This window comes from Vibrio floridensis (assembly GCF_021852965.1).
Classification (GTDB): Bacteria; Pseudomonadota; Gammaproteobacteria; order Enterobacterales; family Vibrionaceae; genus Vibrio; species Vibrio floridensis.
Genome location: NZ_JAKGCY010000002.1, coordinates 1 through 14,916, shown reverse-complemented (window position 1 = coordinate 14,916; position 14,916 = coordinate 1). Strand labels below are relative to the sequence as shown.

12 protein-coding genes and 1 other RNA gene are annotated in these 14,916 nt (G+C 47.2%); 5 read left to right on the top strand and 8 right to left on the bottom strand.

Annotation, left to right across the window (positions count from 1 at the left end):
• Positions 1–124: 124 nt before the first annotated feature.
• Complete coding sequence (locus LZU85_RS04500; RefSeq protein ID WP_176298590.1) at positions 125–1,876, top strand: amidohydrolase; 1,752 nt, start codon at positions 125–127, stop codon at positions 1,874–1,876.
• A 298-nt stretch (positions 1,877–2,174) separates the two neighbouring features.
• Here LZU85_RS04500 and ffs read toward each other — a convergent pair.
• The 3 genes from ffs to LZU85_RS04485 form a co-directional block, all read right to left on the bottom strand.
• An RNA gene (ffs, locus tag LZU85_RS04495) (signal recognition particle sRNA small type) lies at positions 2,175–2,271 on the bottom strand.
• A 152-nt stretch (positions 2,272–2,423) separates the two neighbouring features.
• Entirely contained in the window at positions 2,424–4,397 is a 1,974-nt protein-coding gene (locus tag LZU85_RS04490; protein ID WP_237286493.1) for a GGDEF domain-containing protein, read from the bottom strand.
• Positions 4,398–4,641: 244 nt separating this feature from the next.
• Entirely contained in the window at positions 4,642–5,385 is a 744-nt protein-coding gene (locus LZU85_RS04485) for a VP0952 family biofilm-associated protein (protein ID WP_176298592.1), read from the bottom strand.
• Positions 5,386–5,531: 146 nt separating this feature from the next.
• Between LZU85_RS04485 and LZU85_RS04480 the strand changes: the two genes are divergently transcribed.
• Entirely contained in the window at positions 5,532–5,834 is a 303-nt protein-coding gene (locus LZU85_RS04480; RefSeq protein ID WP_176298593.1) for an MGMT family protein, read from the top strand.
• Positions 5,835–5,886: 52 nt separating this feature from the next.
• On the opposite strand, the gene LZU85_RS04475 is transcribed toward LZU85_RS04480, so the two are convergent.
• Positions 5,887–6,312 carry a YbaY family lipoprotein gene (locus LZU85_RS04475; RefSeq protein WP_176298594.1) on the bottom strand — a complete coding sequence of 142 codons (426 nt, stop codon included), beginning with the start codon at positions 6,310–6,312 and terminating at the stop codon, positions 5,887–5,889.
• A gap of 185 nt (positions 6,313–6,497) precedes the next feature.
• Between LZU85_RS04475 and tesB the strand changes: the two genes are divergently transcribed.
• Positions 6,498–7,361, top strand: a complete 864-nt coding sequence (gene tesB, locus LZU85_RS04470) for an acyl-CoA thioesterase II (RefSeq protein WP_237286492.1) — start codon at positions 6,498–6,500, stop codon at positions 7,359–7,361.
• Between the two features lie 94 nt (positions 7,362–7,455).
• Here the strand turns inward: tesB and LZU85_RS04465 are convergent, their stop codons facing one another.
• A complete protein-coding gene (locus tag LZU85_RS04465; RefSeq protein WP_237286491.1) occupies positions 7,456–7,917 on the bottom strand; it encodes an Lrp/AsnC family transcriptional regulator in 462 nt (153 codons plus the stop codon).
• Positions 7,918–8,046: 129 nt separating this feature from the next.
• Between LZU85_RS04465 and LZU85_RS04460 the strand changes: the two genes are divergently transcribed.
• The gene (locus LZU85_RS04460) at positions 8,047–9,132 is read left to right on the top strand and encodes a PLP-dependent cysteine synthase family protein (protein ID WP_011149862.1); all 1,086 of its coding nucleotides are present in this window, start codon (positions 8,047–8,049) and stop codon (positions 9,130–9,132) included.
• A gap of 104 nt (positions 9,133–9,236) precedes the next feature.
• Here the strand turns inward: LZU85_RS04460 and LZU85_RS04455 are convergent, their stop codons facing one another.
• Entirely contained in the window at positions 9,237–9,554 is a 318-nt protein-coding gene (locus LZU85_RS04455) for a DUF1244 domain-containing protein (protein WP_013572165.1), read from the bottom strand.
• A 164-nt stretch (positions 9,555–9,718) separates the two neighbouring features.
• Between LZU85_RS04455 and LZU85_RS04450 the strand changes: the two genes are divergently transcribed.
• Complete coding sequence (locus LZU85_RS04450) at positions 9,719–10,300, top strand: porin family protein (protein WP_237286490.1); 582 nt, start codon at positions 9,719–9,721, stop codon at positions 10,298–10,300.
• Between the two features lie 78 nt (positions 10,301–10,378).
• On the opposite strand, the gene vexH is transcribed toward LZU85_RS04450, so the two are convergent.
• The gene (gene vexH, locus LZU85_RS04445) at positions 10,379–13,492 is read right to left on the bottom strand and encodes a vibriobactin export RND transporter permease subunit VexH (RefSeq protein ID WP_011149859.1); all 3,114 of its coding nucleotides are present in this window, start codon (positions 13,490–13,492) and stop codon (positions 10,379–10,381) included.
• Positions 13,492–14,517: an efflux RND transporter periplasmic adaptor subunit gene (locus LZU85_RS04440; RefSeq protein WP_372456870.1), complete on the bottom strand. Its 1,026-nt coding sequence runs from the start codon at positions 14,515–14,517 to the stop codon at positions 13,492–13,494. The genes vexH and LZU85_RS04440 overlap by 1 nt, the downstream gene beginning before the upstream one ends.
• Between the last annotated feature and the right edge of the window lie 399 nt (positions 14,518–14,916).

Genomic DNA, 14,916 nt, shown 5'->3' with positions numbered 1-14,916 from the left:
CAAGATAGTGTCATCAACCATTTTTGGTACCACATCAACATCCTTTGACAACCCTAATTGCAAACCGGCTTCAACTGACTAATATGAACCTGCATGATTACCATTCCTCCAATGGGAGTAGAAAATGAAAACATCTTGGATTCCAGTCGCCCTTTCTGGGCTTGCCTTAACGGGCTGTTTTTCTGATAAAAGCGACACGACTACGGCTGTTACTCAACCGCTAAATGTAACCGCAGCAGACGCCATCTATTTCGGCGGTGAGATCTTAACGATGGCGGGCGATAAACCAGAATACGTTGAAGCTGTCGCCACATTGAACGACAAAATCATTTACGTGGGTACAAAAGAAGGCGCGATGGAACATAAGTTTGGGCAAACCCAACTTATCGACCTCAAAGGCAAAACCATGTTGCCCGGTTTTGTTGACCCACACAGCCACGTTTATGGTGTTGGCTTGCAGGCGATGGTTGCCAACGTCCTGCCGCCACCTGATGGTGGTGCAAACACGGTTGCCAAGATCATTGAGATCCTAAAAGCCTCCGAGCAAGATGAAACCAAAAAGTTTTTCATCGAGAAAACCGGGTGGATTCTTGGCTTTGGTTACGACGATTCGTTGCTAGATTACTATCCCACCAAAGCCGACTTGGACCAAGTAAGTACAGACAAACCCGTTTTGATCATTCACACCTCAGGACACCTTAGCGTCGCCAATAGCAAAGCGCTCGAAATGGTCGGAATTACGGCCAAAAGTAAAAATCCCGAAGGTGGGGTAATACGTCGTATGCCTGATAGCCAAGAGCCCAATGGTGTGCTCGAAGAAAATGCGCACTTTGCCACCCTCTTCCGCTTGACCATGCTCATCGACCAAGAACTGCAAGACATGATGCTTTCAGCCTCACAAAAAATGTACGCACAATATGGCTACACCACCGCGCAAGAGGGACGAGCAACAAAAGAAGGCTATGAAGCACTGAAACGAGCCTCGAAACGAGGAGAATTGTTGATTGATGTTGTCGCGTATGCTGATATGGCCACCAGCAGTGATTTCATGACGTCAGAGTACAACTCACCTCAATATACGAGTCACTTCCGAATTGGCGGTGTCAAACTTAACTTCGATGGCTCACCTCAAGGGAAAACCGCGTGGTTAACCCAGCCGTACTTTCATCCACCTCATGGACAAAAGAAAGATTACACAGGTTATCCAACCTTTACCGATCAACAAGCTTTCCAATATGTGGAAACCGCGTTTAAAAATGGCTGGCAAGTACTCACTCACAGCAATGGTGACGCCGCGATTGAGCAGTTTATTGACGCCGTTACTGCGGCCAATGAAAAACTCGGCAAACAAGACCGACGCCCAGTGCTGATTCATGGCCAAACCATTCGTGAAGACCAAATCCAGCGCCTCGCAGAGCAAGGTATTTTCCCTTCCCTCTTCCCAATGCATACCTTCTATTGGGGAGATTGGCATCGTGATTCAGTGCTTGGCCATCCTCGAGCCGATTTTATTTCACCGACCAAAGCCGTGCGTGATGCTGGATTGATGTTTAGTACACATCATGACGCACCCGTTGCCCTGCCAGATGCATTTCGGGTCCTTGATGCAACGGTCAACCGTACCACCCGCACGAATAAAGTGCTCGGTCCCGATCAGCGTGTTGATGCCTACACCGCATTAAGAGCGATGACCATTTGGCCTGCTTACCAACATTTTGAAGAAGCGATGAAAGGCAGTATCGAAGTGGGGAAAAACGCCGATTTCATTCTGCTAGATAAGAATCCTCTCAAAGTGGAGAGTGCGACGTTGAAAGACTTACAAGTCCAACAAACCATCAGCCGTGGACAAGTGGTCTTCACCAATACGGCACGCTAAGGCAATTTCGCCCTCTAATTTCTCTATTGCAGAAAGTTGGGGGGCGAAAAATAAGAGCGAGGGACTAGGGACTAGGGGCTAGGGGCTAGGGGCTAGGGGCTAGGGGCTAGGGGCTAGGGGCTAGGGGCTAGGGACTAGCAAACCAGGAAACTAGAAAACTAGAAAACTAGAAAACTAGAAAACTAGAAAACTAGAAAACTAGAAAACTAGCAAACTAGCAAACTAGCAAAAACTTCCCAGAAATCGGATGAGACAAAAAAGCAAAAAGCCGCCCTAAAGGCGGCTTTTTTCAAGGGTGGGACCCCAGCCACATCCCGGCACACAAGTCATTCGCTGCGGCTGCTTCCTTCCGGACCTGACCGAGTTCACGAACTATTGTTGCGAGAGGACCAGGGCCCCATAGATTCGTTTGTTAGGCATTTCGCTTAACGTGGGGCAGATTATTAAGCATCCCCTCTGAGATTGCAACCCCAATTCCACAATATTCAAGCGTTAAGGGAGCAACTGCTTAACTCTTGTTCAGAAAAGCCATTTCCAGATAGAGACCTCACGAGTACCCCATTTGTTTCTGTTCATGCTTGCTTTGATACATATCGACATCGGCCAAATGTAACGCACGTTGAAGACTCATGGTTTTATCACGCTTCGCTGACAAACCAATCGAAGATCGGACGATGAGAGGTTGCCCTGTGATGCCACTCTCTAGCGTAATCTGACTAAATCGTTCAAAAGCCGATTCCACTTCTTGCTGTGACACTTTACCAATGAGGATGAACTCATCCCCTCCCACTCGAAACCCTTTTCCACGCCAATGACTTTTTATTTCCAATGCAATGGCTTTTAACACCAAATCACCACAATGGTGGCCGAAGGTGTCGTTTATCGGTTTGAAGTTGTTGACATCGATATACAAAATGGCGAGATCGCCCGAAATACCGTTACCATATTTACGTTGCAACGAGCGGCGATTACCTAACCCTGTTAAGTTATCCGTGTTAGACAAACGATGAAGATAGAAAGAGAGAGTAAAAGCCAGAACTAACACCACCGCAAACAGTTTTTGGGTTTGCGCAGCAAGCCTCTGTTCCATTTCCAATGAACTTCGCCAATCTGGCCTTATATCGTAACGTTCAACAATGCTATTTAGATCCAGCATTTCTATCGCTCGGCTAAAATAGGGAGCAAGGAGTTGACCTTTTGGTGTTCGCGCCAGTCCTATCGATATTTTCGACATATCAAACACACCTATCGCATCATCTTGTGTAATGGCCAGATCCTGTTCATTACGCAGTAGGTAGTTGAGAGTGGCGGTGTCCATCGTCACGTAATCTACTTTATCGTTGATCAATGCTTCTAACATTGAATCTTGATCGGGAAAGCGCTGTAGCTCTTTCAAAGGCAGCATTTTGGTTAACAGCGAATCAAAGTAATCATCCTTAACCACCCCCACCCTCTCAGCAATTAACTGAGAAACATGGCTGTATACATTTGGTTTATACCCCAACCTTTTGACGATGACCGATTGGGGAGAGTAGTGTGGGCTGGTGTAATAGGTGAAGTGCGCTCTCGATGAAGTCATTGCTAATGGTGCCAAAATATCAAATTCTTGTTGAGCAAACCCTTGCAACATGCTGCCCCACCGCTCATTTTCGTGACTGACAATCTGACAGTTTAACGCCAGAATGTCGCAGCTCTGTCGCAAAACATCGGCGGTGATACCCGATATTTCACCATTAGGTTGGTAGATAACGTAAGGAAAAATCGGCTCCAACTTGATGTGCAGTGGTTCTGTAGCATCGAAATTCGCTCGTTCCATCGCAGCCTGAAGCGCTTGCTTGCGAAGATTAAACTGATACTGCGTTATCCCTTCACGCAAATGTTTTTGCATCTGCTCGCTATGAATAAAATCAGCAAACTCTGCCAATGCCTGCAAGTGGCTCCCTTTGGCACTGACAATCGAAACGGGTTTGATTGAAATTTGATCGTTCAACAGATGCGCATCAACGCCTTTGAGCAACATTGGCTTGAGCTGATTAATTGCATCGACAACACCATCGACTTCACCCTGTTGAAGCAGGGAAAACGCTTCCTCATGCCCCTGATAGGCAACAAGTTCAACAGAGGGAAAGTTGGCAACAATCAACTCACCATAGATGGTATCTTTTGGCACTCCAACCTTCTTTATTTCTTTCAAAGAGCTGGCATTGAATGAGTAAAGATAGGTGTATTCAATATTGGTGGGGTAAGAATAGCTAAAACGTTGTTCTCGTTCAGCCGTAAAAGTGACATTGGCTGCAAAGTCCGTCTCTCCAGTTGCCACCGAGTCTAAAATGGCATCAAAGCTAGGCATGTTGACATAGGTTACGCGGAGGGAGAAGTGCTCTGCAATGGCGTCAAAAAGGACACGGCTCACCACATCATCCGCTTCTGTCGCAACGGTAATGTCGGCATTTTTTGCCCAACTACTGAAGGAGATCCAACACAATACGCCGGAAAGCAGCCAACCAATTATTCTTATCATGTTACTAACTTACGATGAGGTTATGCACGCGCGTTCAACTATGTATTGGGAACCTTATCTCAACTTATCACTGCGTGCATAAATATTTTTGATGATATGCAATATCGGTCACCATTCCAGATAACTTAATAGCAAGCATGGCACTAGATCATTAGAACTTTATACGTGCAGAAAAAAAGCAGCGTCTTATTTCACCAATAAGAGGCTGCATTAACGATGTACGTCCTAGACAGATCCAATGGATCTAATCTTGTTCTTTCATCTCTTCTTCCGCATTTAAAATATAATCCGTCATCCAGGCGGTACCCAGCAAACAGATCCAAACTACAAATACGGAATTAGGTACGTCGATCGTTGGCGTCACAACCAGCGCTGCGAACCCGACTGTTGGTAATGTCCAGCAAAGGAGCTTGTTCCACGAGAACGATTTTAAAGTATTGAGACTCTCCATACAGGCGATGATCCCGGTAATGCACAGCGCAACCAACACGGCATAAGGTAAGCCTGCAATCCAAAGAGGAATCAACAGCAATAACGGCCACCAACTGTGCTTGCTAGAAGGACGCCAATGATTGGCTGCCCACCAAATCACCGTTACAGAAAGTACCTGCACTACCGTTACCCATGGTGAGCCACTTAACTTCCCTCCCATTTGGGTGACCATAATGCCGACCATCAAGGTGAATACGATTGAACCGGCCGTTAGCAAAACGCCTAAGCTGCTTCTTCTGGAAAAAATAACCATCAGCAATGGGAACAAAACCCACACACAGACAGAGAGAGCAATGGGTTGAAGGGGTAACGTTAAACCGTAACTGGTCATGGCGGCCAACAAAAAGAGACCTGCGATACCTCCTTGAGGCAAAATCCACAATGCTGGGATCACTAACGCTAATACTGGGATGTCCCCTGCGCTCACGCTGATCGCCTTGGCACAAACTACCGCCAAAAGGCTTGTGATTGTGAACTGAAGAATCGAAAATATCATAGCGCCTCCTTTTACTCCTACCTCTGTTGGTAGCCAGGCTCAGCGCAACACAGAAACTGAAAACAGAGTCGTACGCTAAGTGGGTTCATTTCTAGAACACCTCGCTGACCAATCCCTTATAAACAACGAACGAGGACAATTTGAGTATGGACCAATTTTTTCCACAGATCTTTGCTGTAATTCAACAAATTCCCTTTGGTAAAGTGACTACGTACGGAGAAATTGCACGTATGGCTGGATTTCCGGGCTACGCGCGGCATGTCGGTAAAGCATTAGGAAACTTACCAGAAGGTACGAAACTGCCTTGGCACCGAGTGATCAACAGTCAAGGCAAAATTTCGTTGCAGGGCTCTGATCTCCATCGTCAACGCCAATTGTTACTGGCTGAACAGGTTGAAGTCAGTGAGCTAGGAAAAGTAAGCTTAAAAAAATACCGGTGGCAACCTTAAGTCACCACCGGTATTAAAACTCGATTGTCGTGCTGTGAGCACCTCGTGGTACTTAACGAACGCCCACGACCATGATTTCAACATCATGGGTATTGGCATCATCGGTCACAACTGGCGTAATCGTATCACTGATAAAACGTAAACGACCATTCACTTCAATGCGTGCACGAACATTGTAACGATGGTTTGCAATAATTTTCTTGCTGTCATAAGCCAAATCGAACGAGAGCGGCACTTGCTTACCATTAGTAATAAACTTGTGTTTTGCAATAACCGTTGCAGGGGCATCTGCCAACGAGACATCTTCCAAAACAAGCGTCACTGTTGCGTCATCTGGAAGAGCAATGCGCTCACGATAAAAAACTGTCCCTTTGATGGTTTTAATGCCTTGGTCTTTGACAAGGGGTTCAGAACTTTGACAACCTGCCAACAACGCACCCAAAAACACTGACATCATCAATAAGATTATTTTTTTCATAGAGCCTCACTCATTATTAAATTCGCCAAGATTATAAATGCCTCACTCAATCCTGTCTTGTGGATCAAATGTTTATTGACAATAGTTTGACTAAGTTAAAAATATTCACACCAACGAATTGCGTTATACTCAACGCACTTGACTTCCAATCCCTTTCACGATGATTGCACTGAGGAAAAACAACCATGAGTAAACCTCTAAACGAGTTATTAAGCTTATTACAGTTGGAAAAGCTGGAAGAAAGGCTGTTCAGGGGACAAAGTGAAAATCTCGGGTTACCTCAAGTCTATGGTGGGCAAGTGCTTGGTCAAGCACTCTCTGCCGCTCGTTACACCGTATCAGAAGATCGTACTGTACATTCGTTCCACAGTTATTTCCTTTATCCAGGCGATCCCGAGAAAGCGATTATTTACGATGTAGAAAACCTGCGTGATGGTAAAAGTTTCAGTACTCGTCGAGTAAAAGCGATACAAAATGGTCGCCCCATTTTTTATCTCACTGCTTCTTATCATGGTGAAGCGCCGGGATTTGAACACCAAAATACGATGCCTGATGTTCCTGGACCAGAAAATTTTGCTTCTGAATCAGAACTCGCAAGCCACATTGCTGAATTTTTACCGCCAAAGCTTCGCCAAACTTTCTGTGGTGAAAAACCGATTGAAACTCGTCCGGTGACCGTGATCAATCCGCTCAAACCGAAAAAAGCGGAAGCAAAACAGTATCTGTGGATCCGCGCCAATGGTGAGATGCCAGACAGCCAGCTGATTCACCAATATTTGCTCGCCTACGCTTCAGACTGGGGATTTCTCGTCACGGCCTTACATCCGCATGAAGTGTCGCTGATGACACCAAATTTCCAAGTGGCCACCATTGATCATTCGATCTGGTTCCATCGCCCATTCAAAATAGATGAATGGCTACTCTACTCAATCGAAAGCCCTACCGCATCAAACACTCGTGGTTTAGTTCGTGGTGAAATCTATAACCAACAGGGACATCTTGTTGCCACTGCGGTGCAAGAAGGGGTAATGCGTTTTATCAATCGATAGAGCACATTAGTGGAAGCTGGGTCAAAAACATCACTGGTGCGGGGGCAACCATACAACTGTAATCTCGACGCCGGAACCACTTGGCATGCTCAGGCTAATGACCAAGTGGTAGCGCGGTGGTGTATTTGAGTGGTTCCATCGCAAATGTCGAGGTGACGTTGGATATCCCTTCAACGCTATTGACTAACTTCTTATAAAAAGTATCGAAGTTTTTCATATCTTTAACCAACACTTTCATCATGTAGTCGTACTCACCCGCCATGCGATAGAACTCCATCACTTCCGGAAAATCGTTTACCGTCGCAACGAAACGGTCATACCACGCATAAGAGTGATCACAGGTTTTAATTTGCACAAATGCGATAAATGAGAGACCCAATTTCTCTGCATTCAGCAAAGCCACTCTCTTTTCAATGAAGCCTTCATCTTCTAAACGCTTTAGACGCTTCCAGCAAGGTGTCGTGGTGAGATTCACTTGCTCAGCCAAGTCACTCAAGGACAAGGTGCCATCCTGCTGCAATAGCGAAAGTAGCTTTAGATCAACTTTATCCAGCATACAATTATCAATCCGCTCAATTATAGAAAAATTTTCTACAATATAGAGACATCACCACATAAAAAGCAAAGCTTTTCTCTGCAAAGGTAGGTACTTTGTTACCGTCAATAAGAATTAAGAGAGGCCCCCATGTGTACGGACCACAACTGGATTAATAACGCGATTCGCAAGATTGAAGCTGACTTCCAACGCTCTGCTGATACCCACTTATTTAAGCTTGATCTTCCGTCTCTCGAAGGCATTGATATTTATCTAAAAGACGAAAGCACCCATCCAACCGGTTCGTTAAAACATCGCTTAGCGCGTTCGTTGTTTCTCTACGCAATTTGTAATGGCTGGATTGGTCCGGAAACCACCGTCATTGAATCCTCTTCCGGCAGTACTGCCGTTTCAGAGGCATACTTCGCACGCTTACTGGGCTTACCTTTTATCGCGGTAATGCCGAAATGCACCGCAAGAAAGAAAATCGAGCAAATCGAGTTTTATGGCGGTAAAGCCCATTTGGTGGATCGCTCCGATCAAATTTACGCAGAATCTCACCGCTTAGCCAAAGAGTTAAATGGTCACTATATGGATCAGTTCACGTACGCGGAGCGCGCAACGGACTGGCGTGGCAACAACAACATCGCTAACTCTATCTTCAGCCAAATGACGCTCGAAGAGCACCCAGAACCAAGCTGGATCGTGATGAGCCCGGGCACAGGCGGCACTTCGGCTACCATCGGTCGCTTTATCCGTTACCAAAAGCTGGACACCAAACTGTGCGTGGTTGACCCAGAAAACTCGGTGTTCTTTGACTACTTCCAAAACGGTGATAACACGATAACCGGTAATACGGGAAGTAAGATCGAGGGCATCGGTCGTCCACGTGTTGAACCAAGCTTTATCGCTGGCGTTGTGGATGAAATGCGAAAAATCCCTGATGCTGCTTCTGTTGCGTGTACCCACTGGGTATCTAAGCTGATTGGCCGTAAAGTTGGCGCCTCAACGGGCACAAACCTGTATGGTGTATTGCAATTGGCATGCGAAATGAAACAGCGTGGCGAGCGTGGCTCTATCGTGACCCTACTGTGTGACAGCGGAGATCGCTACTTAGACACCTACTTTAATGAAGAGTGGGTAAAAACCAACATTGGTGACATTCAACCCTACTTAGAGCAGCTTGAAATCATTGAGCGCGATGGCTGCGTGGCGCCCATCTGCTGCCCTGCGTAACGCAGAGAATTCAGCAACTCGCGATAAAAAATGCCCACGTGATTCCGTGGGCATTTTGTTTTAGACAGTGCGACGAGTTGAGCTTAGCGAGGCATTCGCGTGCGTTATTTCTTCTGTTTTGCCTCAAAAGCCGCCAATTGCTCTGGCGTGGCTTCAGGTTGATGATTGGTTTTCCACTCGTCATAAGTCATGCCGTAAACACGCTCACGAGCATCATCCAAATCAAGATCTAGCCCTAAAACATCCGCTTCGGCTTTGTACCATTTGCTAAAGCAGTTACGACAAAAGCCAGCCAAAATCATCAAATCAATATTTTGCACCTCTTTGTTGGCATCAAGGTGAGCCAGCAAACGGCGAAATGCAGCAGCATCGAGTTTGTCTTGCTGCTCTTGAGTCAACTCTTGGTATTTAAACTGTGTCACTTTACTTTCCTTTCTTCTCATTTTTCCGTCTTGATCACGGGCGGATAACCAGCATAGTACAAAATCCACTAATAAAACCAAGCTCTTCGCCGAGGAATTGTGTACTATCTCAGCCAACACTCTCTTATGCATCTTATTGAAACACTCTTAGGTGGCGAACAATTATGAAAAAAATTATGCTGGCGTGTTCAACATTATTACTTTCCCAACCGGTTTTCGCGGAGAACATGGGCGAGTTGCCGAACTACTTTTACCTTGGTGCAGGCACCATCGCTTTTGACGTTTCTGCTTACGGCGACAACAGTGGCAGCGAGCTTTCAACCCCAAACTTTACGATCGGCTTTGGTAAAAACTTCAATGAACATGTTGCTGTAGAAGGTCTGTTTCGCTACACGCAAAATGAAGTCACTAACAGCACGGCAGGAACCAGCCTTAACCTAGACTATTATCAAGCGGGCGTTTCCGCTCTGCTCTCCACGGGCAACTTAGGGGATACCCCGATTTCACTTTTCGGTCGCTTGTCGGGTTTGATCACCCAAGCAAACATGTATGACGTGACCAACAACACCGTGAAAATCTCTGAAGAAGCGGGAATGATTTTCAACGTCGGGGGCGGATTAGGCTGGGATATGGGGCAAAATTTCTGGCTGAAAGCCGAATATGTCTATAGCTTTGCTGACGCAGGCTTCGACGATTTTTACGATAAGTATTCTGGTTTCCAACTCTCTATCGGTAAGCAGTTCTAGCATCGTAGCACTCTATACCAGCCGAGATAAAAGAGCCGAGGTTTTTGTTCCTCGGCTCTTTGGGTATTGGGGATTGGTCTAACCGTGACTCACTCGGCCTTTCGTATCATGGCTGAGGGCTTGATTTAGTTCCGCTTCCACATGCCCTGGCGCTTCTGTGTATCGAGATATCAAACGATACATCGCAGGGATAACGAACAAGGTGACGAGAGTGGCAAAACCCATACCGAAGAAAATAACGGTACCAACAGCGACGCGGCTTTCGTAGCCCGCCCCATCCGACAGGATAAGTGGAATCGCGCCCGCTAGGGTTGTGAAGGCGGTCATTAAAATCGGGCGCAACCGTCGTGCCGAGGCATCAATAATGGCTTGTTCAAACTCAAAACCACGGTCACGCAGTTGGTTAGCAAACTCCACAATCAAGATACCGTTTTTGGTCACCATACCGATCAGCATGATCATGCCAATCTGACTGTAGATATTCATGCCTTGCTGCATGATGAGCAAGCCTAAGAAACCACCAAACACCCCCATCGGCACGGTAAACATCACCACCAGAGGGTTAATGAAGCTTTCAAACTGCGCAGCAAGAACGAGGTAGGCCACCAGCAAGGCCAACGCAAACACAATGGCAACGCTAGACTGGTTTTCTTTGAAGTCCTTCGATTCACCAGAGTAGCTGATGGTAATATCGCCCGGCAGCGTCTCGATCGCTTGCTGATCAAGAAAATCCAACGCATCACCCAGCGTGTAACCATCCGATAAGTTGGCGGTGATCGTAATCGCCTTTTGCTTGTTGTAGTGCGATAAGCGAATCGACGACGCAATTTCTTCAACGTTGGTCACTGTATCTAAGGTAACCAGATCGCCACTTTTTGTGCGCAGGTAGATTTGGCTCAGATCTGCTGCGTTATTAAAGCGATTTTCATCACCACGAAGATAAACATCGTACTCTTCACCACGTTCCACGAAAGTGGTTTCTTTACGCCCACCCAACATGATTTCTAAGGTATCGGAAATCTCTTTGATGCTGATGCCCAGTTCGGCGGCACGACGCTTGTCCACCGACACCACCAGTTCCGGCGTTTTCTCAGAATAGTTGATCTCCGCCCCTTCCATAATTGGGGATTCTTCCGCTTTGTTCTTCAGCACCTCGGCCCAATCGCGCAGTTCGTTGTAATCCGAGCCGCCAAGCACAAACTGCACAGGCTCACTCGAACCACCACGGAATCCGGGCATAAACGGGAAAACACGGACATCAGGAATGCCCGCAAGCGCCTTACGCACTTCGCCTAACGCTTGTTGCGCTGTCACTGAACGCTCATTCCAATCATCCAAGATCATAATAACGAATCCGGTTTGGTCACCCGCTTGGCCCCCAAACGCCGGCGACTGGATGCTGAATGATTTGAGGAACCCTTGCCCTAACAGTGGCATTAAACGCTCTTCCACTAAGTCCATATTGGCAGACATGCGGTTATAACTGGTGGCATCGGCGCCACGGACAAAGGCAAAAATGACCCCTCGGTCTTCTTGTGGTGTTAATTGTGCTGGCACTTGATTCATTAGCGCGTAGCTGCCGCCCATACAGGCAAGGATGATCACGGGCGCAAGCCATCGCCATGCGAGGGCTCGCTTTAGCAACGCGCGATAACCGGACTCTAACTTGCCGAACAACACGTCCACGACGTCATTGAAGCGGTTTTTCTTAACATTGGCTTTGAGAATTTTGCTGCCTAAGACGGGGGTGAGCGTCAGCGCAATCAATGATGAAAAAATCACGGACATCGCCAGCAACACCGAGAACTCGGTAAAGAGTAGGCCCACCATGCCATCCATGAAGGAGATCGGCAAAAACACCATCACCAACACTAAGGTGGTGGCAATGACCGCAAAGCCTACCTCTCGCGTGCCTTTATAGGCCGCAAGCAAAGGTGATTCACCTTTCTCGATATGATGGAAAATGTTCTCAACGACAACAATCGCATCGTCGACCACCAAACCGATAGAGAGGATCAAGGCCATTAAGGTGATGAGGTTAATCGAGAAACCAAAGTAGTACGCGGCAATAAACGAGGAAATCAGCGACACAGGCACGGTCACCGCAGGGATCAAGGTGGCGCGAGCTTGACCGATGAAGATATACAGCACAAGAATCACGAGCCCGCCAGTGATGAACAAGGTGCTATAAACTTCAGAAATAGAGCGTTCAATAAACACGGTTGAATCGTAGTCGATAGCGAGACGTGTCCCTTCTGGCAAAAACTTCTGCACTTTATCGACTTCTTCATGCACTCTTTTTGCAACCTCAAGCGGGTTGGCGTCCGACTGAGGGACAATCCCCATGCTGACGTTGACTACCCCGTCACTTTTAAACGTCGAGTTCTCATTCTCAGCACCGATAAAGACATCCGCCACGTCTTTGAGATAAATCGGCGTGTTGTCACTGGCACGTTTGACCACCAGATATTGGAAGTCTTCTACTGAGTTATAGCTGCGCGCGGTACGAACAGACATCACCGTTTGATCGTTACGCACTTGGCCCCCCGGGCTTTCAAGGTTCTCACTGCGTAGCGCGGCGGTAATGTCCGTAGCAGTCACGCCTCGTCCGGCCATCAGCTCAGGACTTAGCTTCACGTACATAACTTTGTACAAGCCTCCGGAGATATCAACGGAACTCACGCCGGTGATAAGACTAAAGCGATCCATGAGTACACGCTCGATGTAATCGGTGAGCTGAGTACGATCCATCTCTGACGAGCTGAGGTTGATGTAAACGGATGCCTCACCGCTACCGTTGTTCTTAAACACGATAGGATCGTCGGCTTCCTCGGGTAGCGAACGCTGCGCACGCGCAACCGCATCACGAACATCACTCACTCCAGTATTGAGGTCATAACCCAATTCAAAGGTAATGGTGATACGAGACATGCTGTTACGCGTGGTCGACGAAATCTCATCAATACCACTGATGCCTGAAAGTTGATCTTCAAGCACTGAGGTGATCTGGCTTTCGATGATCGTTGCCGACGCCCCATCGTAACGTGTACTAATGGAGACAACTGGGCTTTCGATGTCCGGCATCTCGCGCACTGCCAATTTACTGAACGAGACAAAACCAAACACACACAACAACAAACTCAATACCAGCGCAGCAACTGGCCTTTTCACCGAAACATCAGAGAGTAACATTATTGCTCATCCTTCTTCGCTACGGTCTTTTGCCCTGCCGCTGCGCCGCCAATTTCTTTGACTAACACACCATCACGCATGTTCACGATACCTTGCACGACGATTTTATCTCCGATGTTGACACCCGACTCGATCACCACTTGGTTCTCTACTCGCGCACCAAGCAGAACTTCTGTGCGTTTCGCTTTGTTGTCGCTGCCGATGACATAGACGTAACGTTTGGTCCCGGAATACTCTAATGCCTGCACCGGAATGATCGGCGCTTCAATCGCCGGGAACGCTAAGGCGGTATTGAGTAACATCCCTGGTTTCAGCTGATTTTCCGGATTTTCAAATTGAATGCGCACGCGCAGGTTCAACGTTTCAGCGTTAATCCGTGAGTCAATACCCACCACCTTGCCAGTGAACACTTGTTTACCCCAAGCGCTGGATGTCGCTGTCACAGGCATACCTATCGACAACATCGACAGATAACGTTCCGGAATTCTCAGATCCAGCTGCATCAATGAGAGATCGTCGAGCGTCAGTAATTCCGTGCCTGAGTTCACCAACTTGCCGCGGCTAAAATCGACGAAACCCACCGTTCCGGCAAAAGGCGCGGTGATATGAAGATCATTCAAGTTGGCATTGGCCGCGGTCAAACGCGCTTGTGCTATCTCGACACTGGCTTTTTGCGCGTCAATTTCTGTTTGCGTAATCGCATTACGGCTGACCAGTCGCTCAAACTCTTTCAGCTTTCTCTGCTCATCTTTCAAATAAGCTTTTGCTTCAGATACGGCCGCTAAGGCTTTATCGTCCTCAAGCTTCACCAGCAGTTGCCCTTTAGTGACATTCTGGTTGGCTTTCACTTGAATGCTTTCGACTTTGCCGGACACTTCGGACGCAATCACCACTGACTGCACCGCTTCCAATTTGCCGACCAGCGCTAAAGATTGGCTAATTTGGTGTGTTTGCACTTCTTCTGCAACCACAGTAACAGCAGATGGCCCTCTTGGAGCAGCATGGGATAGAGAGGAAGTCCCCATAAGAGCCAGAGTAATAAATGAGATAAGAATGCGTTTTTTCATGTTCCGTCAATCAATAAAGCCATAGTTGAGATTATCAGTGTATCAGCTCTAGCGTACTGTAACGTCAAGTTGTGTAAATAATGGTGAGAAGTGAAGGATTTAGCGGCCTAAGTTGTCACCAAAATGTGTACTTTCTGGCATCTTTGCCCAAAAAGGCAGCATTCAGCATGGAAAGCACAGAAAAAGGCTTTACACACTGAACTGGTTTGCTATGATGCGCTCCGCACTTGAGCGATGCGTTGGGAAAACACCGCTTAAGCCTAATCCAGATGAGGTTAGGAAAACACCCTGGAGGGGTTCCCGAGTGGCCAAAGGGAGCAGACTGTAAATCTGCCGGCTCCGCCTTCGATGGTTCGA